The 21,498-nt window shown below is 37.0% G+C and carries 8 protein-coding genes, 2 tRNA genes and 3 rRNA genes; 11 read left to right on the plus strand and 2 right to left on the minus strand.

Translation table 11 applies throughout. The features are described from left to right. Positions 1–151 precede the first annotated feature (151 nt). The 8 genes from OLM51_RS11840 to OLM51_RS11875 all read left to right on the plus strand — a co-directional run bounded on the left by OLM51_RS11840 (position 152) and on the right by OLM51_RS11875 (position 15,010). Positions 152–7,045, plus strand: a complete 6,894-nt coding sequence (locus tag OLM51_RS11840) for a S8 family serine peptidase (RefSeq protein ID WP_264550827.1) — start codon at positions 152–154, stop codon at positions 7,043–7,045. Positions 7,046–8,137: 1,092 nt separating this feature from the next. Continuing rightward, positions 8,138–9,651, plus strand: a 16S ribosomal RNA gene (locus tag OLM51_RS11845). Positions 9,652–9,776: 125 nt separating this feature from the next. Beyond that, a tRNA-Ile gene (locus tag OLM51_RS11850) sits at positions 9,777–9,850 on the plus strand. 92 nt (positions 9,851–9,942) lie between these two features. Then, positions 9,943–10,016 (plus strand) — tRNA-Ala (locus tag OLM51_RS11855). 203 nt (positions 10,017–10,219) lie between these two features. Continuing rightward, positions 10,220–13,100 (plus strand): 23S ribosomal RNA (locus OLM51_RS11860). 169 nt (positions 13,101–13,269) lie between these two features. Continuing rightward, positions 13,270–13,379, plus strand: a 5S ribosomal RNA gene (gene rrf, locus OLM51_RS11865). The 16S, 23S and 5S rRNA genes sit together here with 2 tRNA genes alongside, the layout of an rRNA operon. A 719-nt stretch (positions 13,380–14,098) precedes the next feature. Continuing rightward, positions 14,099–14,551, plus strand: a complete 453-nt coding sequence (locus OLM51_RS11870) for a DUF1569 domain-containing protein (protein WP_264550828.1) — start codon at positions 14,099–14,101, stop codon at positions 14,549–14,551. 24 nt (positions 14,552–14,575) lie between these two features. Beyond that, positions 14,576–15,010, plus strand: a complete 435-nt coding sequence (locus tag OLM51_RS11875) for a nuclear transport factor 2 family protein (protein ID WP_264550829.1) — start codon at positions 14,576–14,578, stop codon at positions 15,008–15,010. 5 nt (positions 15,011–15,015) lie between these two features. Here the strand turns inward: OLM51_RS11875 and OLM51_RS11880 are convergent, their stop codons facing one another. Next, on the minus strand, positions 15,016–15,660 hold the full coding sequence (locus OLM51_RS11880) for an endonuclease III domain-containing protein (RefSeq protein ID WP_264550830.1): 645 nt from the start codon (positions 15,658–15,660) through the stop codon (positions 15,016–15,018). 48 nt (positions 15,661–15,708) lie between these two features. Further along, positions 15,709–16,575, minus strand: a complete 867-nt coding sequence (locus OLM51_RS11885) for an alpha/beta fold hydrolase (protein WP_264550831.1) — start codon at positions 16,573–16,575, stop codon at positions 15,709–15,711. Between the two features lie 137 nt (positions 16,576–16,712). Here OLM51_RS11885 and OLM51_RS11890 point away from each other — a divergent pair, with 137 nt between their 5' ends. From OLM51_RS11890 to glgB, 3 genes are read left to right on the plus strand one after another with little or no spacing between them, the layout of a single operon-like run. Then, the gene (locus tag OLM51_RS11890; protein WP_264550832.1) at positions 16,713–18,140 is read left to right on the plus strand and encodes a glycogen synthase; all 1,428 of its coding nucleotides are present in this window, start codon (positions 16,713–16,715) and stop codon (positions 18,138–18,140) included. Then, entirely contained in the window at positions 18,130–19,410 is a 1,281-nt protein-coding gene (locus OLM51_RS11895) for a glucose-1-phosphate adenylyltransferase (RefSeq protein WP_264550833.1), read from the plus strand. Before OLM51_RS11890 ends, OLM51_RS11895 begins: the two co-directional genes overlap by 11 nt. 51 nt (positions 19,411–19,461) lie before the next feature. After that, positions 19,462–21,366 (plus strand): 1,4-alpha-glucan branching protein GlgB, encoded by a 1,905-nt coding sequence (gene glgB / locus OLM51_RS11900; protein ID WP_264550834.1) that lies wholly within the window; start codon positions 19,462–19,464, stop codon positions 21,364–21,366. Positions 21,367–21,498: the final 132 nt, after the last annotated feature.

Raw genomic sequence — 21,498 nt, forward strand, 5'->3', positions numbered from 1 at the left:
GCGAAAAGCTGTGATTTTGTTAGATATTTGATGTCTTTCAAGGTTTTATGTTTTGTTTTTAACAAATAATTGGCAAATATTATTTGTTATGTATGGTTTAATTTGTAGGTTTATTTTCTCATAACCATTTATTAACAAAAATATTACCTCTATGAAGAAAAAACTACTTAGTGTATTTATGTTATTACTGGCCATTCATTTGTGGTCGCAGAAAGGATCTGATTTAGATTATACAATTTCAGTAAATGGACATAAAATTACTACTACAGCAAACTTTAAACAACAGTTTAAAGCAAAGAAAAGTACAAGTAAACAGAATCCTGCAACGGAATATACGTTGTTACAGTTCACAAAAATTCTTTCAGTAGAAGAACAGGAGAAGTTAAAATCTCAAGGAATAACTTTATTGAGTTATTTATCTAATAATGCTTATTATGCAGCGATAAATTCTGATTTTTATAATAAGAACAGTGTATCTGATAATATAAGAACGGCAATAACAATCGACCCTAAATACAAATTAGATCCAATGATTGTGGATAATGCAATACCGGATTATGCTACAGAGGGTATAAATGGAATTAAAGTGGTTATTAGCTATTTTAAAGGTGTAGATGCTAAAGTTATTTCGCAGGATTTAGCGAGTCTGTTTTTAAGAGACAGTAAAAATGATACTACTTTTAACGAAGTTTATGTTCAGGCAAGCAAAGAAAAACTGGAAGAAATAGCAAAGTTTAACTGGGTACAAAATATCGAGTTAGTTGCTGCTCCGGTTGAAAGTGATAATAAACCGGGTGTGAGTTCGCACAAAGCAAATATTTTGGGTTCTTCAATTTCTGGGCTAGGTTACGGATTAACAGGTAAAGGGGTGAAAATTGGTGTTTGGGACGGAAATCTTGAACAGCATAAAGATCATACAGGAAGAGTTATAAATAGAGAGTATCAATCAAATTCTTCACATGGTGATCACGTTTCAGGAACAATTGGTGGTGCCGGTTTATTAGACCCAAAAGCGAGAGGTATGGCACCAGAAGTGCAAATGTTTGGATGGAATTTTAACACACAATCTAATGGTTTGACAGTTCAGCAGGAAAGAGTAATAGCTGCTAATCAGGATGGTATCGAACTTACCTCAAATTCATTTGGAGTAAATTTAACTTCAGGGTATAATACCGGAAGATACAATGTAGGAGATCGTGGAGATGATAATGTTACCACTTTGTTTCCTTATCTTTTAACGATTTATTCTAACGGAAATGCTCAAACAGCTTATCCTGGAGGGTTTAATACATCGACAAAAAATTCAAAGAATGCTTTGCATGTTGCTGCAAACAATCCAGATGATTTAATTAGTAGTTATAGTAGTTTTGGACCTACTATAGATGGTCGTTTGGTGCCTCAAATTGCTGCAGTTGGTACAGATGTATATTCTTTAGATTACAGTAATTCGTATCAGATCATGAGTGGAACATCAATGGCTACACCTGGAACAACGGGTACAGTGGCTTTACTTTATGAAAGATATAAAAATATTTATGGGACAAAACCTTTAGCATCCTTAATGAAGGCTTTGGTAGCAAATACTGCAAAAGATGCTGGGAATCCTGGTCCTGATTACAAATATGGCTTCGGTAATTTAAATGGTTTGCGAGCAGTTAAAGCTTTGGATAATAAAATGTTTTATACCGGAACTGTCGCAAATGGAACCAGTTTTGAAAAAGAGATTGTGGTTCCAGCCGGCTTAGTTGGTTTAAAAGTTATGCTTGCTTACTCTGATGTACAGGGAACTCCTGGTGCAAGTTCGATTCAGGTAAATGACCTGGATATTAAAATTGTAAAAGACGGAGTAACTACTTTGCCATGGGTTCTAAATCCAACTACGCCAAATGTAAATGCGGTACGTGGAGTTGATAACATGAATAATATTGAGCAGGTAACTTTAGATCATCCTGGAGCCGGAACATATAAAATTATTGTTACAGGTACAAAAGTTCCTTTGTCAACTCAGGAATTTTCTGTTGTGTATGATTATGTAGCTCCTGAGTTAATTTTGACTTATCCTGTAGGTGGAGAAAAATTTAACACAGAAACTACAGAGTATATTCGTTGGGATTATGAAGGCGAAGCAAAAAACTTTACAATTGAATATTCAGTAGATGGTGGAGTGACTTACCAGTTAATAGCAAATGGCGTTCCTTCAGCCGCAAGAAATTTTGCATGGAAAGTACCTGCGGGTATTGTGGCTAATGCAAAAATAAGAGTTAGTGCTGGTGCAAAGGTAGATGTTTCTACTGCAGTTTTTAATATTATTACGGAACCTAAGAATTTAGTTATTGCACCTTCTGCATGTGGCGTTTCTTCTTACAAAATGGACTGGGATCCAATTGCAGGGGCAAAGTATGAAGTTCTTAAAATGAATGGTTATAAGTTTGATGTTGTTGCAACAGTAACCGATCCAACATATACTTTTGCTAATGTAACTCCGGGAGATGATAACTGGTTTTCGGTGCGAACAGTAGATATTACAACCGGAATTGTTTCCGAAAGGGTAAGAGCTATAAATGTAGAGCCAGTTTCTGCACCAGTACTTAGTGCGGTAACGCTTCCATTTTCAGAAAATTTTGACGCAAGAAAAGCAACTAATTATGTATTCTCTAAAGGAACAACTGGTGTTGTGAAATATGAATACATAAACCCAACATTCTTAGATGGGGCAAAAATGGCGGGATCAGGCGATGTGTCTTCATCTCCATGGGTAGCAAGTACAGCTGTTAATGCTTTTGCAAACAACCCAAATTATATTAAAAAAGTATCTTTTTGTGATATAGATGCAACAAGTCTTGCTGGAAAATCAATTCGTGTAAAATTTAATATGATTTGGAATAGCGTTGGACCAGCAAATAAAAACTTTTTCAGACTTACAGTAAATGGAGCTCCTTTAAATAGCCATGAAAATGTGGGAGTTTATGGAGGAGCTGTTTTGTCAGGAAGTAAAGAGTTAATCTATGATTTATCTGCTTATGCAGGAACAACATTTAGTATTGCTTTTGAATCCGTTATTGATAATGATGTTATTGTAGTAAGCAATGATAATGTTTATAGTTCAGTGTTTATAGATAATGTTTCAATTTTTGAAGCAACTGCTACAGATCTGGAATTATCTTCACTTACTTCTAATATTGGACTTACAGCTGCCGAAACCGTAAAGGTGAAAGTTTATAATCATTCTCCGGTCGCCATAAGTAATATTCCGGTTTCTTATAAAATTAATGGAGGGGCAGAAGTAATTGAAACTATTCCCGGTCCTGTAAACCCACTTAGTGAAGTGACTTATGATTTCGTGCAAAAAGCAGATTTTTCTGTTCCGGGCGTATATAACGTAATCGGAAAAGTAAATTATCCGGATGATGCGGTTATTGCAAATAATACAATTAACAAAGTAGTTCAGAATGTTGGATCTGATATTGTAATGGGATCTAAAGCTTTGGAGACTACATGTTCAGCTATATTTACAGACGACGGAACCCGATATGGCAACTATGGAGATCAGCTTACAAAAGTTATAACTTTTAAACCAGATACAGCTGGTAGCAGTATCAATGTAAACTTTACTGATTTTGATTTGGAGCAGGATTATGACTATTTATATGTTTATAATGGTCCAACAACGAGTTCTCCTTTAATGGGAGCATTTACGGGAAGTAATTTACCTGCATCATTAACTTCGACAGCTACTGGAGGAGAACTTACTTTTAGATTTGTTTCAGATCAGATTGAAAACGGAAGAGGATGGGTTGCAGATATTACTTGTGTTGCGAAACCATTAGTTAATGATGCAGCTATAGCTTCTATTGTTACACCTGAGGTTTTAGGAAAAAAAACTAGTACTCATGATGTTACAATCAGAGTTACTAATTTAGGACCTAATGACTTGATAAATTATCCTGTATTTTATCAGGTAAATGGCGAAACAAAAGTTACCGATGTTGTTCCTGCAATTGGTGCTTATGCTACAGTTAGTTTTACTTTTGCAACCAAAGCAGATTTATCTACTATAGGTGCAACTTATACAATTAAAAGCGGGGTTGATGTAGCAGATGATAATGCTGCAAATGATACACGCGAAAAAATTGTTTACAATCGAAATGAGCTTCCAGTTCATACAAACACAGATGGATATGCAATTTCAAAATTAAAATGGAACGATGTTGTAAACAATTCCGGAACTACAGCTTATTCTGATTTTAAAAATATCAAAATTCCGGTATATGCTGGATTTACCTATCAGCCGGAAGTAACAATAACTAAACCGGAAACTCCGATTACAAGAGATCAGTCAGCAAGCGCAGTTGGAGTTTTTACAATGATCGTGATCGATTTAAATGGAGATGGTAATTTGACAGATGAATTTTATGCAGGAACATTCTGGGTTAATACAGTACCAGCTTCTGTATTGCCAATAATTGCATCAACAACAAGCACACATTATTTTAGAAATAATTTTACTTTGACAGGAGGGCTAACTATTCCTGCGGGTACAACTTCAGGTGAAAAATTGATGCGAGTAATACATATGTTCCGTTCTCCATCAGAATATTATAATGTTAATCTGGGACCAACTTTTGATGGGTTAACAAGTTCAAGAAGCGATTTTGAAGTAGAAGAATATACCATTAATGTGTTGCCTTATACAGCTGCTAATGCAAGTGTAGAAAGTATAGTAGCACCGATCAAACCGGGTAACGCACCAGTTTCTGTAACAGCTTTGATTCGTAATTATTCTAATACGGCAATTGCAAATTTCCCGGTAGCATACAGAATTAATAATGATGCAGAAGTAATTCAAAATTTCACTGCTTCAATTGCTGCAGGTGGAACTGCCAACTTTACATTTACTACAAAAGCTGATTTAGGTGTTCCCGGAGATTATACAATTGCAGTATATACAAAATTGCCTGGAGATACTGATCCTACAAACGACTCAAAATCAATATCACTTTCACATGCCGCAAATTATCCTGTAAATGTAACCGGAACTTTTGACGGAGTGAACGATTTTATAAAAACAGATGTTACACCAGCTTTAAATCTTACTAATAATTATACCTATGAGTTGTGGGTGAATCAAAGTAAACCATCAGTTTTTGGAAGACTTTTGGATAAGAGTACAGCACTGGTTTTTATACATAACAACAATAATTTAGCAACATATAAAGAAAACAGTTTAGTAATTTCTATTACAACCGCTGGTGGCTCTTATGTAATAAATACAGGGGTAAACTCTATCAAGCAAAACACATGGCACCATATTGCTTATTCAGTAAGTGCTGCTAATGTTTATGCTGTTTATATTGACGGAGTTTCAGTTCCTTTTACAAGTACTGGTACAGCTGGCGCGGCCGCTTCAAATTCGGGAGCAGCAGCCTATATTGGTAATAATGCAGGTTTGGCCCGCGGTTTAATAGGTAATATAGACGAAGTTCGTATATGGGCAGGAGTCCGAAATCAGGCAACAATTGCGGCAAATGCTATGACAAAATATGTTGGAAACGAACCTGGTTTATTGGCTTACTACTCGTTTTCAGAAGGAGATAAACAATTTGTTTACGATAGTACAATAAGCGATAATACCGCTGTAGTCACAAATGCAGACACCGATGGTGTAGGAGCAGGCAAATTCTGGAATAAACCAGTATTGTTGCAAAAAATAGAGTTTGCAAATCAGTTATCTTCATCTTATGATGCTGCGACCAAAACATTTTCAGTTCTGTTAAATGATGGAGCAGATATAACCACTGCAGTTGCTAATTATTCTTTAGGAATGAAAAGTATTGCAATAATAAATGGTATCACGCAAGTTAATGGAGTAACACCAAACGACTATACAAGCCCTGTTACTTTAACAGTAGCAGGTGTTGGGTTTAATACCGGAATTCTTGAAACCTATACTATTAAAGTAATTACAGGTTTGAGTAATGAAAGTAAATTGCTTACTTATGATTTTAAAACAGCTTCGAATCCTGGATTGGCTCAAGAAATTAATACAGATATTGTTGGAAACAATGCTAGCAAAACAGTACCATTTGGTTATAATGTCTCAAACCTAATAGCTGATTTTAGCGTTTCTCCGGGAGCAGAACTTTATGTAGATGGAGTAAAACAATTAAATTCAAAAGTAACTGCTTCAGATTATAGAAATAGCCTTTTTGTAACAGTAGTTTCAGAAAATAAACTTTCTCAGACCAATTATGCAGTTACAATTAATGCGAAAAATGCTGAGGCAAGTATTCTTAATTATACAGTCGCAAATCAGGTAGGGGCAACTGTGATTGATCCTATAGCGAAAACAGTAAAAGTTCTGGTAAACAACAATGCAAATTTAAGCGCTTTGGTTCCTAATTTTCAGCTTTCAGATTTTGCAACATTACGTATAGGGACCTATCTTCAAAATAGCGGGGTAACTACATTAAACTATACTGCTCCAGTTGTTTATAATGTAACGGCTCAAAACGGAACTATAGAATATTGGACAGTAACTATCGAGGCAGCTAAGCCAACGATTACTTTATTAGGTGATGCAATAGTTTCAATAGATAAAGGTTGTGTATTTACTGAGCCAGGCTATACTGCTACAGATAATTTAAATGCAGATATTAGTGCTTCAGTTATTGTTTCAGGTAGTGTTGATGTAAACACAACAGGACAATATGTAATAACCTATACCGCAAAAGATGCCTTGCAGAATCAATCTGTTGTTTCACGTACCGTAAATGTATCTGCTACAAATTGTACTTTAGGATTACCTGAGAACACTATTAAAGGTTTTGTATTGCATCCGAATCCAGTTGTAGAAGGTAAAGTATATATAGAAACAGCATCTGGTAGCTCAAAGAACATTTTAATATCTGATATGTCTGGTAAAAAACTGATTTCAGTTCAAACAGATAAAAAAGAAGTAAATGTTTCTGGTCTTTCAAGAGGAGTATATATAATAAAGGTAGAACAGGATGGGAACACAGCTATTCAAAAACTAATTATTAAATAAGAATCTTTTTTATATACTATATATAGTATAAGAGAGAATAATATTTACAACCCGACAGGTTTTAAAAACCTGTCGGGTTTGTTTATATATGTATATGCAAAATTAATCAAATTCCAATTTTCTTTAGAAATGCACAGCAGTGCGTCTTATTTTACATATAGGAAGAAAGTTTATATTGTCTGGCTGAGCGAAGTCGAAGCCCTTTTAAATAAGCTTTGGGATTCAAAATTAAGCTGCACAGTTTTGTAATTTGGAATTTGGAATTTGGAATTTCTCCCGAAGACTTGGAATTTTCGTGATTTGGAATTTAATAAGGAGTTTAATGCTGCTATCGGCGACAATCTTTTATTTAGAACCCCTAAATAAAAGGATTTCCACGACTATCGTGGCTATTTGGATTGTTTTGAGAATAGATTACAGGATTAGTTGGTATAAGAAAGAGATGAAAAGATAGAAAAAAGCGAGGCTAAGGATTAAAAAACATGAAAACTCTGCAAAAGGGGATGGACAAAACAGGCAAAAATTACCAAAACCACAGCTAAAACAAGAAAAACCCTACGCATAATAGAAAAAGTATGATTTGTAAAGTATGTGTTATCAGAGTATTAAGAAAAAGGATAAAAAAAGGGCGAAAAAAAGTGGTTAAAAAGTATTGTAAATGCGGATAAAGGTTCTACTTTTGCACCCGCAACAACGACAAACGTTCCCTGAAATACTGACAAGCTGCTAAATCAAACGGAAAGAAATTTTCGAAAAAAAAGATTAGAAAAAGCTTGTGAGATTTAAAAACGGATGTTACATTTGCACCCCGCAAAACACGGAAAGTTCATTGACAGATTGGTAAATTGGGAAGTATGAAATGAAAAGAAATTTTCAAAAAAAACTTCAAAAAACATTTGCCAGTTAGAAATAAGTTTTCTACTTTTGCACCCGCTTTGAGAGACAAGCGAAACAAAAAGAAATACACGTTCGTAGACATATTGAATTGACAGCCGTTCCGATGAAAATCGGAACAAAAGAATAAGAGTAATAGAATTGAGAGATTCGAAAAGAACCACTAGATAATACATCGCAATATAATATAAAAAATATACGATGAAGAGTTTGATCCTGGCTCAGGATGAACGCTAGCGGCAGGCTTAACACATGCAAGTCGAGGGGTATATGTCTTCGGATATAGAGACCGGCGCACGGGTGCGTAACGCGTATGCAATCTACCTTTTACAGAGGGATAGCCCAGAGAAATTTGGATTAATACCTCATAGCATAGCAACTTCGCATGAAGTCACTATTAAAGTCACAACGGTAAAAGATGAGCATGCGTCCCATTAGCTAGTTGGTAAGGTAACGGCTTACCAAGGCAACGATGGGTAGGGGTCCTGAGAGGGAGATCCCCCACACTGGTACTGAGACACGGACCAGACTCCTACGGGAGGCAGCAGTGAGGAATATTGGACAATGGGCGCAAGCCTGATCCAGCCATGCCGCGTGCAGGATGACGGTCCTATGGATTGTAAACTGCTTTTGTACGAGAAGAAACACTCCTACGTGTAGGAGCTTGACGGTATCGTAAGAATAAGGATCGGCTAACTCCGTGCCAGCAGCCGCGGTAATACGGAGGATCCAAGCGTTATCCGGAATCATTGGGTTTAAAGGGTCCGTAGGCGGTTTAGTAAGTCAGTGGTGAAAGCCCATCGCTCAACGGTGGAACGGCCATTGATACTGCTAAACTTGAATTATTAGGAAGTAACTAGAATATGTAGTGTAGCGGTGAAATGCTTAGAGATTACATGGAATACCAATTGCGAAGGCAGGTTACTACTAATGGATTGACGCTGATGGACGAAAGCGTGGGTAGCGAACAGGATTAGATACCCTGGTAGTCCACGCCGTAAACGATGGATACTAGCTGTTGGGAGCAATTTCAGTGGCTAAGCGAAAGTGATAAGTATCCCACCTGGGGAGTACGTTCGCAAGAATGAAACTCAAAGGAATTGACGGGGGCCCGCACAAGCGGTGGAGCATGTGGTTTAATTCGATGATACGCGAGGAACCTTACCAAGGCTTAAATGTAGATTGACCGGTTTGGAAACAGATCTTTCGCAAGACAATTTACAAGGTGCTGCATGGTTGTCGTCAGCTCGTGCCGTGAGGTGTCAGGTTAAGTCCTATAACGAGCGCAACCCCTGTTGTTAGTTGCCAGCGAGTCATGTCGGGAACTCTAACAAGACTGCCAGTGCAAACTGTGAGGAAGGTGGGGATGACGTCAAATCATCACGGCCCTTACGCCTTGGGCTACACACGTGCTACAATGGCCGGTACAGAGAGCAGCCACTGGGCGACCAGGAGCGAATCTATAAAACCGGTCACAGTTCGGATCGGAGTCTGCAACTCGACTCCGTGAAGCTGGAATCGCTAGTAATCGGATATCAGCCATGATCCGGTGAATACGTTCCCGGGCCTTGTACACACCGCCCGTCAAGCCATGGAAGCTGGGGGTGCCTGAAGTCGGTGACCGCAAGGAGCTGCCTAGGGTAAAACTGGTAACTAGGGCTAAGTCGTAACAAGGTAGCCGTACCGGAAGGTGCGGCTGGAACACCTCCTTTCTAGAGCCTCGAATGTTAGTGCTTGCACACGTTGAGGAAAAAAGATGTGAATCGAATGGATCTGAATATTAAAATTCAATTACTCTTGCTGTTAATTTAAAAATAATGAAAATTAAGTAAAACAGAGTCTCGTAGCTCAGCTGGTTAGAGTACTACACTGATAATGTAGGGGTCGGCAGTTCGAGTCTGCCCGGGACTACTATTTAACTTAAAACAAAGGAAATTTTAGAGGTTGAGACCTTATGAGCAATAATTCATAACTCATAACTAATAACTCATCACTAAGAAAATGGGGGATTAGCTCAGCTGGCTAGAGCGCCTGCCTTGCACGCAGGAGGTCAACGGTTCGACTCCGTTATTCTCCACGATTTTAGTCATAAAGATTAAAGTCATAAAGTCCAAAGTGATTCACTTGACGACTTTTGACTTTTGACCTTCGACTAAATAAAGTTCATTGACATATTGAGATAAGAAAATAATAAAAAGTAGAAAGCGTTTTTTGTTATTAGTAGTAATACAAATAATAAAAGACAAAAAAAAACGGTCATAATTAAATTTATGATTGGTACAATAAGCAAAATAAGGGCGTATGGGGGATGCCTAGGCTCTCAGAGGCGAAGAAGGACGTGATAAGCTGCGAAAAGCTGCGGGGACGAGCACACATCGATTGATCCGCAGATATCCGAATGGGGCAACCCACTATGTTGAAGACATAGTACACCGATAGGTGGGCAAACCCGCTGAACTGAAACATCTAAGTAGGCGGAGGAGAAGAAAACAAAAGTGATTCCGTAAGTAGTGGCGAGCGAACGCGGATTAGCCCAAACCAGTGCTGTTACGGCAGTGCTGGGGTTGTAGGACCACGACATTTCTTGCACAAAGAATTAGAATCTACTGGAAAGTAGAACCATAGAGGGTGATAGTCCCGTATAGGTAATGAGTGTAAAGGATAGTGGTATCCTGAGTAGGGCGGGGCACGTGAAACCCTGTCTGAATTTGGCGGGACCATCCGCTAAGGCTAAATACTCCTGAGAGACCGATAGTGAACCAGTACCGTGAGGGAAAGGTGAAAAGAACCGTGAATAACGGAGTGAAATAGATCCTGAAACCATACGCTTACAAGCGGTCGGAGCCCTTTCGTGGGGTGACGGCGTGCCTTTTGCATAATGAGCCTACGAGTTAACGTTGCTGGCAAGGATAAGTGATTAAGTCACGGATCCGTAGCGAAAGCGAGTCTGAATAGGGCGCTTTAGTCAGTAGTGTTAGACGCGAAACCGTGTGATCTACCCATGGGCAGGTTGAAGCTGTGGTAACACACAGTGGAGGACCGAACCGGTTGACGTTGAAAAGTCTTCGGATGACCTGTGGGTAGGGGTGAAAGGCCAATCAAACTCGGAAATAGCTCGTACTCCCCGAAATGCATTTAGGTGCAGCGCTGATGATAGTTATATAGAGGTAGAGCTACTGATTGGATGCGGGGGCTTCACCGCCTACCAATTCCTGACAAACTCCGAATGCTATATAATGTTTCACAGCAGTGAGGGCTTGGGTGCTAAGGTCCAAGTCCGAGAGGGAAAGAACCCAGACCATCAGCTAAGGTCCCCAAATATATGTTAAGTTGAAAGAACGAGGTTTGTCTGCCCAGACAGCTAGGATGTTGGCTTGGAAGCAGCCATTCATTTAAAGAGTGCGTAACAGCTCACTAGTCGAGCGGACGAGCATGGATAATAATCGGGCATAAACATATTACCGAAGCTATGGATTTACAGTCTGACTGTAAGTGGTAGGGGAGCATTCTAACAGGGTTGAAGGTGTATCGTAAGGTATGCTGGACTGGTTAGAAAAGAAAATGTAGGCATAAGTAACGATAATGCGGGCGAGAAACCCGCACACCGAAAAACTAAGGTTTCCACAGCTATGCTAATCAGCTGTGGGTTAGTCTGGTCCTAAGGCGAACCCGAAAGGGACAGTCGATGGCTAACGGGTTAATATTCCCGTACTACTAATTACTGTGATGGGGTGACGGAGTGATGAAAGCGCCGCGAACTGACGGAATAGTTCGTTGAAGTACCTACCTATAAGAGATGCAGGCAAATCCACATCTTTTGGGGAAATACGATAGTACTCGGAGTCTTCGGACAAAGAGATAGTGCGCCTAAGGGCTTCCAAGAAAAACCTCTAAACTTCAGGTAATTAGTACCAGTACCGTAAACCGACACAGGTAGTTGAGGAGAGAATCCTAAGGTGCTCGAGAGATTCATGGCTAAGGAATTAGGCAAAATAGACCTGTAACTTCGGGAGAAAGGTCGCCAGCGCAAGCTGGCCGCAGTGAAGAGGTCCAGGCGACTGTTTATCAAAAACACAGGGCTCTGCAAAATCGTAAGATGAAGTATAGGGCCTGACACCTGCCCGGTGCTGGAAGGTTAAGAGGAGATGTTATCTTCGGAGAAGCATTGAATTGAAGCCCCAGTAAACGGCGGCCGTAACTATAACGGTCCTAAGGTAGCGAAATTCCTTGTCGGGTAAGTTCCGACCTGCACGAATGGTGTAACGATCTGGACACTGTCTCAGCCATGAGCTCGGTGAAATTGTAGTAACGGTGAAGATGCCGTTTACCCGCAGTGGGACGAAAAGACCCTGTGCACCTTTACTATAGCTTAGTATTGACCTTGGATAAATGATGTGTAGGATAGGTTGGAGACTGTGAAGTGGCGTCGCCAGGCGTTGTGGAGTCATTGTTGAAATACAACCCTTTGTTTATCTGAGGCCTAACCCCGCGTTGTGGGGGACATTGCTTGGTGGGTAGTTTGACTGGGGTGGTCGCCTCCAAAAGAGTAACGGAGGCTTCTAAAGGTTCCCTCAGTACGCTTGGTAACCGTGCGTAGAGTGCAATGGCATAAGGGAGCTTGACTGAGAGACATACAGGTCGATCAGGTACGAAAGTAGAGCATAGTGATCCGGTGGTTCCGCATGGAAGGGCCATCGCTCAAAGGATAAAAGGTACGCCGGGGATAACAGGCTGATCTCCCCCAAGAGCTCATATCGACGGGGGGGTTTGGCACCTCGATGTCGGCTCGTCACATCCTGGGGCTGGAGAAGGTCCCAAGGGTTGGGCTGTTCGCCCATTAAAGTGGCACGCGAGCTGGGTTCAGAACGTCGTGAGACAGTTCGGTCTCTATCTACTGTGGGCGTTAGAAATTTGAGTGGATCTGATTCTAGTACGAGAGGACCGAATTGGACAAACCTCTAGTGTATCTGTTGTCCCGCCAGGGGCACCGCAGAGTAGCTACGTTTGGAAGGGATAAGCGCTGAAAGCATATAAGCGCGAAACCCACCACAAGATGAGATTTCTTTTAAGGATCGTGGAAGATGACCACGTTGATAGGCTATAGATGTAAAGGCAGTAATGTCATAGTCGAGTAGTACTAATAATCCGTAAGCTTATGTACACCCTTTTCCCGAGAGCGAAAGCTCTCGGGAGGAAACTTTCTAAATACTTTTATGTTTCTTTATCTCAGTATGTTAAGATATTTGCAGCGAAGCTGCAGTTGACAGTTGATGGTTGGTAGCCCGTGGAAACACCAACAACCATAAACCAACAACCGCCAACAATGACCTTAAGGTGGTTATTGCGGCGGGGCTCACCTCTTCCCATCCCGAACAGAGTAGTTAAGCCCGCCTGCGCAGATGGTACTGCAGTTATGTGGGAGAGTATGTCGTCGCCTTTCTTTTAAGAATCCTCATCATTTATTTGATGAGGATTTCTTGTTTTATACCATATTTTAATTGTACTGCAATTATGTGGGAGCCCCGATAGCTATCGGGGGTCGTCGCCTTTGCTTCGCCAGTTTGGCCAAAAGGCCTCGGGTCTTTTAAGAATCCTCATCATTTATTTGATGAGGATTTTTTGTTTTATACCATATTTTAATGGTACTGTAATTATGTGGGAGCCCCGATAGCTATCGGGGGTGTCGCCTTTGCTTCGCCAGTTCGGCCAAAAGGCCTCGGGTCTTTTGAAAAACACTGTCCAAATCGGATAGGCTTTTTTGTTTTGCAATAGATTTTATTTTTACTGCAAAGTACATGGGAAATTTTAAATCATCTGATAACGCAAAGTTCACAAAGCTGTTTGTTGACAGCTTTGTGAACTTTGCGTTTTTTCATTGTGTTCTTTGCGGTTAAATAAGAATTTTTATGCTGAATTTCTTTTGAAAACTACAATTTCTTTTTGCTGTAAATTGCGTTAGGGATGGAAGTGGTATCCTTTTGTGATATCCAAAACTGCTGAAAACACTAAAAACCCTGTCACAAAAGATTTAGCGGACAGCCCGACCCGGAGGGTAACGCCATAATTATTAATTAAATTAGTGGTAAAATACTTATGTAATTTTATATTTTATATTTTTGCTACTCTTTAGATGACCAAAATTTTAAACTAAATTGCATTATGAAAAATATTTTTGATAAAGAAGTCTGTAATGATTTTATAAATCGAATCAATAAACTTAGTCCGGAATCAGAAGGGCTTTGGGGTAAAATGAATGTTTCTCAAATGTTGGCGCATTGTAATGTGTCTTATGAAATGGTTTATGATAATATTCATTCTAAACCAAATGCTTTTATGAGGTTTGTCTTAAAATCGCTGGTAAAGAATAAGGTTGTTGATGACAAAGCATATGCCAGAAATAATGGAACTGCACCACAGTTTATAATTAAAGGAGATAGAAATTTTGATATCGAAAAGAAGCGGTTGGTTGCTTATATTACTAAAACACAAGAATTGGGAGAAAGAGAATTTGAAGGAAAAGAATCTCTTTCTTTTGGCAAATTAACGTCTAAAGAATGGAGTAATATGTTTAGTAAACATTTGGAACATCATTTGAGCCAATTTGGTGTTTAATTGTCTATTTTAATCTGATTTTTTATGAGAATATATGTTGTATTAGCTTTATTATTGGTTGGTTTAGTTTCAAATGCGCAACAACAGGACGTGCAGAAAACTATCGAATCTTTCTTTGAAGGATTTCATCAAAAAGACACAATTAAACTCAAATTAGTGTGTTCTGATAAGATTATTTTGCAATCTATTAGTGAAAGTAAAACTAAGGGAAATAAATTATCTGATGAAACAGCAAAAGAACTCTATAAATCTATTGCTTCAATTCCTGCCAGTATGAAATTTCAGGAAAAAATTTTAAGTTACAATATTCAAATTGATGGTGGGATGGCACATGTTTGGGCTCCGTATGAGTTTTATTTGAATGATAAATTAAGTCATACTGGTGTAAATACTTTTACTTTGTTTAAAGAAAAAGATACATGGAAAATTATTTACTTAATTGATACAAGAAGAAAATAAGTTTTTTAAGCTACTTCTGTGGTATAATAGAGACAAATATCAGCTAAAAGACATTCCTCACATTTAGGTTTTGGTCTGCAGGTTTCTCTTCCCAAAAAAGATATTGCCATGCCAATCTCAGACCAAATGCTTTTTGGTAATACCTGCATTAAATCTTTTTCAACTTTAATTCCGTCCTTACTTTCTTTTATTATCCCAATTCTTGGTGCTACACGAATGACGTGTAAATCTGCAATTATACCTTCGGCTGGTTTGCCAGTTTCTCTTAAAATTACATTGGCCGATTTTCGTCCAACTCCTTTTAAAGCTGTTAATCCTTGCATTGTTAAAGGAATATCGTCATCATTTTGAATTGCTCTTGCAATTTCTAATATCCAGTTTGCTTTTGTTCCAAAGTTTCTAACCTTACTTATGTAAGGTATAAATGTCTCATGATCTGTCTCGGATATACTTTTTAAGGTTGGAAATTTCTCAAATAGTACCGGTGCAATTTTATTAATATTAGCATCAGAATCTTGTGCAGACAAAATTACCATAACTAATAATTGATATGTATTTTGGTATTCTAAAGGATGTCTTTTTCCTTTATATTTCTCTAAAATGGGCTCTAATTTAATTTCCCAATTATTTGTTTCTCCAAATAAATCCATTTCATTATAGTTTAAGTTAGTTGTTTGAAAAATGTAACTATCACAAAATTAGTTGGTTTTGATAAAATCTAACGTTTTTTTGATAACATTATGATTTCCAAGTATTTTTCTATGTCCTAAATTATCAGTTAAAAACAAAGTTCCATTCTCAAGTTGTTGGTGAATGTGAATTCCTGCTTTAACGGGAACTTCGGGATCATCATTATCGTGAACGACTAAAACTGGAATTTTTACTTTTTGTGCTGCTCTATAGGCAGAAAAGTCATCCATTTTCATCTGATATTTATTTTCAAAACGATCACGAAGACGTTCGCTAATCTCTTGCTTTAAACCTAATTTTGAAACAAAGTCATCTAGAATATCCTGAACAATATCACCACTACCAATTACGATTGCTTTTTTTACGTGTAAACCATCTTTTATGGCATTTAGAACAGACATTCCGCCAAGTGAGTGACCAATTGCAAATTCAAATGGGCCAAATTGCTTTTCAATTTCTAATATTGAAGCAATAAATTCAGACATAATGGTTGATTTGCCTTTTGATTTTCCATGTGCAGGTGCATCAAAACTTACAGTTGAATAGCCATTTTTTAAAAGTTCATCGGCTATTTTAAATAACTGGGTACCTCTTCCAGACCAGCCGTGAACTAATATAATTTTACGGTTACTATTTCCGTAATGATAAGTTACAATGTTTTTATCTATTTCAGGAATATGAATTGTTTTCTGTACACTTTGAGTGTCCATTTCAAGTTCTCGTTTTGGAATCTTATGTTTTATAGGTGTTGTAAATAGTTTCGCAGCATATGTCGTAACTAGTTTAGTGGAAATAAAAGCGCAAATTTTACAGGATACAATAATAAACTGTGGAATTTTTAATGATTTAGTAGGATTAGTTTCCTTTTTTGACATATTATTAAATTTTACTTGAGAGCTAAATTATGCTTATTTTTTCCTAAATTTAAAAAACATAAAAGTAGCATATTAATGATTACTTAAAAAAAAATAAATCAGTGATTACTATTTTAATACTGTTATAAATTTTTAGGATGGAAATATTTCATTTAAGTGCAGAATGTTACCCAATGGCAAAAGTTGGTGGTTTGGCTGATGTCGTTGGCGCATTGCCTAAATATCAGACAAATGCAGGTCATCAGATAAGAGTTGTTGTCCCAGGTTATGATACAAAATTTAGGAAAGAAAATGATTTTGAATGTGTTCATTGGGGAAATGTGAAACTAGGAAATTTTGATTTTCCATTTAGCGTTTTAAAAGAGGCTTCTGATAAACTGGGTTATGAATTGTATTTGATAGAAATCAAAGAATTATTTGACAGGCCAAATGTTTATGGGTATGAAGATGATATTGAACGTTTTTTATCTTTTCAGATTGCAAGTTTAGATTGGATTATGGCTCGTGGTAAAGCTCCCGATATTATCAATTGTCATGATCATCATACAGGAGTAGTCCCTTTTTTAGTGAAGTATGCTTATAAATATGAAAGTTTACGAAATGTAAAAACAACGATTACCATTCATAACGGTTTATATCAAGGTTGGTTTGGCTTTGATAAGTTATATTATCTGCCAGAATTTGATTTAATTCATGTGAGGTTTTTAGAATGGAATCATTCAATTAATTCGCTGGCAGTTGGAGTGAAATGTGCACATGCTGTTACTACTGTTTCTCCAAGTTATCTAAATGAGATTAATTATGCCGCAAATGGTTTGGAATCGCTTTTTAATTCGGTTCGAAATAAATCAAGAGGAATTTTAAACGGAATTGATATAGAAGTCTGGGATCCATCAAGAGATAAAATGATTGAGCATCATTACTCTATTGAAACTTTTGAAATGGGAAAACAAATAAATAAAGAAAAGCTTTGTGAGCAATTTGAATTAGACCCAACAAAACCATTATTTAGTTTTATCGGACGGTTATTCGAAGAAAAAGGAGGCGATTTATTACCACAAGCATCTGCATTAGCATTATCTGAAAATTTTGAGAATATTAATATCCTGATTTTAGGATCGGGAAATGCTGAAATAGAAGCACAACTAACGCAATTGCGAAATGACTATAAAGGCAACTACAATGTTTTTATTGGTTATAATGAAGAATTAGCGCATTTAATTTATGCGGGATCGGATTATATTCTAATGCCTTCCAGAGTAGAGCCATGCGGTTTGAATCAGATGTATGCCATGAGATATGGGACAATACCAATTGTTAGAAGAACAGGAGGATTACGTGATACGGTAATTGATTTTGGAGATGAAGGAAATGGAGTTTGCCACGATCAGGCTTCGGTTGGAGATATTTGTTATTCGATAAATCGTGCAGTAGGGTTGTATGAAGATAAAATAAATTTCAATAAAGTTTTAAAAAGAGGAATGTCAGCAGATCATTCCTGGGAAAGTGTTTGCCAAGAATATATCGAAATATACAACTTAATAATTCAGCAAAATGAAGTTTAAAAAGAAAAATGTAGTTGCCATTATTTTAGGAGGTGGGCAAGGATCTCGCTTGTTCCCATTAACAGAAACAAGATCTAAACCAGCTGTTCCAATTGGAGGTAAATATCGTTTGGTTGATATTCCAATTTCAAATTGCATCAATTCTGATATTTTTAAAATATTTGTTTTGACACAATTTAATTCTGCATCTCTTAATGCTCATATTAAAAACACGTTTAACTTTAGCATTTTTAGTCAGTCATTTGTTGATATTTTAGCAGCTGAACAAACCCCGGATAATCCAACCTGGTTTCAGGGAACTGCAGATGCTGTTAGACAATGTATGTCTCATTTTTTAAAACATGATTTTGACCATGCTTTAATTCTTTCTGGAGATCAGTTGTATCAAATGGATTTTAACGAAATGTTAGAAGCTCATATTGCTGCAGATGCTGCAATTTCTATTGCAACTTTACCTGTAAATGCTAAAGATGCTCCGGAATTTGGAATTTTAAAAACCAATCATGAAAGCTGCATTGAAGCTTTTATTGAAAAGCCGGATGCTTCACTTTTGCCACAATGGGAATCTGAGGTAAGTGAGCAAATGCAGGAAAAAGGCAAAAAATATTTGGCTTCAATGGGCATCTATATTTTTAATAAAGAATTGCTAGTAGAATTAATGGCAAATCCGGATACTAAAGATTTTGGAAAAGAAATTATTCCGCAAGCCGTTGGGAAACATAAAATTTTGAGTTATCAATATGAAGGATATTGGACTGATATTGGAAATATTGAATCATTCTTTGAAGCAAATATCGGTTTAACTGATGATATTCCTGAATTTAATTTGTTTGATAATGATAATAAGATTTTTACAAGACCAAGATTACTTCCACCATCAAAATTTAGAAATTCCATTATCAATCAATCCTTAATTTCAGAGGGCTGTATTATCAATGCTAAAGAAATTAAAAGTTCGGTAATTGGTATACGTTCCAGAATTGGTACAGGAACAGTTCTTGAAAATTGCTACGTAATGGGGAATGATTTCTATCAGGATTTAGATGAACTTAATCATGAAGCAAGCATTAATAAAATTCATGTTGGAATAGGGGAAAACTGCTTTATTAAAAATGTTTTAGTAGATAAGAATGTGCGAATCGGAAATAATGTACATATAAACGGAGGCAAGCATTTAGATAATTTTACTAATGAATTGTATAGCATTAAAGATGGAATTGTTGTGATTAAGAAAGGAGTTATTCTGTCGGATAATTTTAGAATAGAATAAAAAATCCAAATTCCAAAAACCAAATTCCAATTGTTGCCTTAAAAACCAAATATGACAAAAGTAATTACATATTCTTTATTTACCGATTTTGATATTGATTTATTCAAGGCAGGAAAACATTTCAAATTGTATGAAAAGTTAGGAGCACATTTAGTTGAAGTAAATGGAGTTAAGGGAGTTTATTTTGCTGTTTGGGCTCCCACAGCAAATTCAGTTTCTGTGGTTGGTGATTTTAATTATTGGGTGCAAGGTGAACATCAGCTTCAGGTTCGCTGGGATTCTTCAGGGATTTGGGAAGGATTTATTCCTGATATTTCGAAAGGATCACTTTATAAGTATAAAATTGAGTCGAATATAGATGGAGTTGTAACCGAGAAAGCCGATCCATTTGCTTTATACTGTGAAAAACCACCAAATACAGCATCGATTGTCTGGGATTTAGGTTACAATTGGAAAGATAGTAATTGGATGGAATCCAGAAATGAAAATAATGCTTTAAATAAACCTTATTCGGTTTATGAAGTACATTTAGGTTCTTGGAAACGTGGTGAAAATAATCGATTCTTAACTTATTTAGAATTGGCAGATGATCTGGTTGCTTATGTTAAAGAAACTGGTTTTACACATGTTGAGTTTATGCCTGTTATGGAGTATCCATATGACCCTTCATGGGGATATCAGCTGACAGGTTATTTTGCACCAACATCACGTTTTGGCAAACCACAGGATTTTATGGTTTTGGTTGATAAACTACATCAGGCTGGTATTGGTGTTATTCTGGATTGGGTTCCTTCACATTTTCCTGATGATGCACATGGCTTAGGTTTCTTTGATGGTTCGCATTTATATGAACATCCTGATCGTAGAAAAGGGTATCATCCCGATTGGAAAAGTTTAGTTTTTAATTATGGACGTAACGAAGTTCGAGCTTTTTTAATTAGTAATGCGGTTTTTTGGCTTCAGAATTATCATGCTGACTTACTAAGAGTTGATGCTGTTGCGTCAATGCTATATCTTGATTATTCCAGAAATGAAGGTGAATGGGAACCTAATATTTATGGAGGAAGAGAGAATTTGGAAACCATTAGTTTTCTTAAAGAATTTAATGAGGTAATCTATGCTAATTTTAATGGAGTTCAAACTATTGCAGAAGAGAGCACTTCTTTTCCGATGGTTTCAAGACCAACATTTACAGGAGGTTTAGGTTTTGGAATGAAATGGATGATGGGCTGGATGCACGATACTTTAAAATATTTTGAAAAAGAAACTGTGTATCGAAAATACCATCAAAATGATTTGACATTTTCAATGACTTATGCCTTTACGGAAAATTTTATGCTTCCGTTTTCGCATGACGAAGTGGTGTACGGAAAAAAATCTATTGCGAATAAAATGCCTGGTGATGAATGGCAGAAATTTGCCAATTTAAGATTACTTTACAGTTATATGTTCACACATCCGGGAACAAAATTGTTGTTTATGGGGTCTGAGTTTGGGCAAAGTGACGAATGGAATTTTGAGAAAAGTTTAGACTGGCATTTACTTCAATATGATTATCACTCGGGAGTTAAAAAAGTAATTACAGACTTGAATCAGTTATACAAAACTTATCCGGCATTATATGAAAGACAATTTACCGGTGACGGTTTTGAATGGATTAATTATTCAGATCATCAAAATGCTGTTATTTCGTATATCCGAAAAGGAGATAATTCAGATGAAAATGTAATTGTGGTTTGTAATTTTACTCAGATAGTGCGGGAGAATTACAGAATTGGCATTTCTCAAAAAGGAAAATTAAGAGAAATTTTTAATAGCGATGCAGAAATTTATGGAGGAAGTGGAGTTGGGAATTCAGAATCCTTAAAAGTTGAATCTTCTCCTTATGATGGAAGGGATTATTCTGTTGAATTAATTTTGCCTCCTTTAAGTGTTACAGTTTATTCTTTTGAGTAGAAATTTAAAGAAAATTTCTCTTAATGCTTTTTTATCAGTTTTGTGTTTTAAAATTATCAAATTATTGATTTTTTGTAAACTAATTTGTTGCTCATTCAGAAAAAACGTTTTCGTGAATAAACCTTTTATTCA

Source organism: Flavobacterium sp. N2038 (assembly GCF_025947185.1).
Lineage (GTDB): Bacteria > Bacteroidota > Bacteroidia > Flavobacteriales > Flavobacteriaceae > Flavobacterium.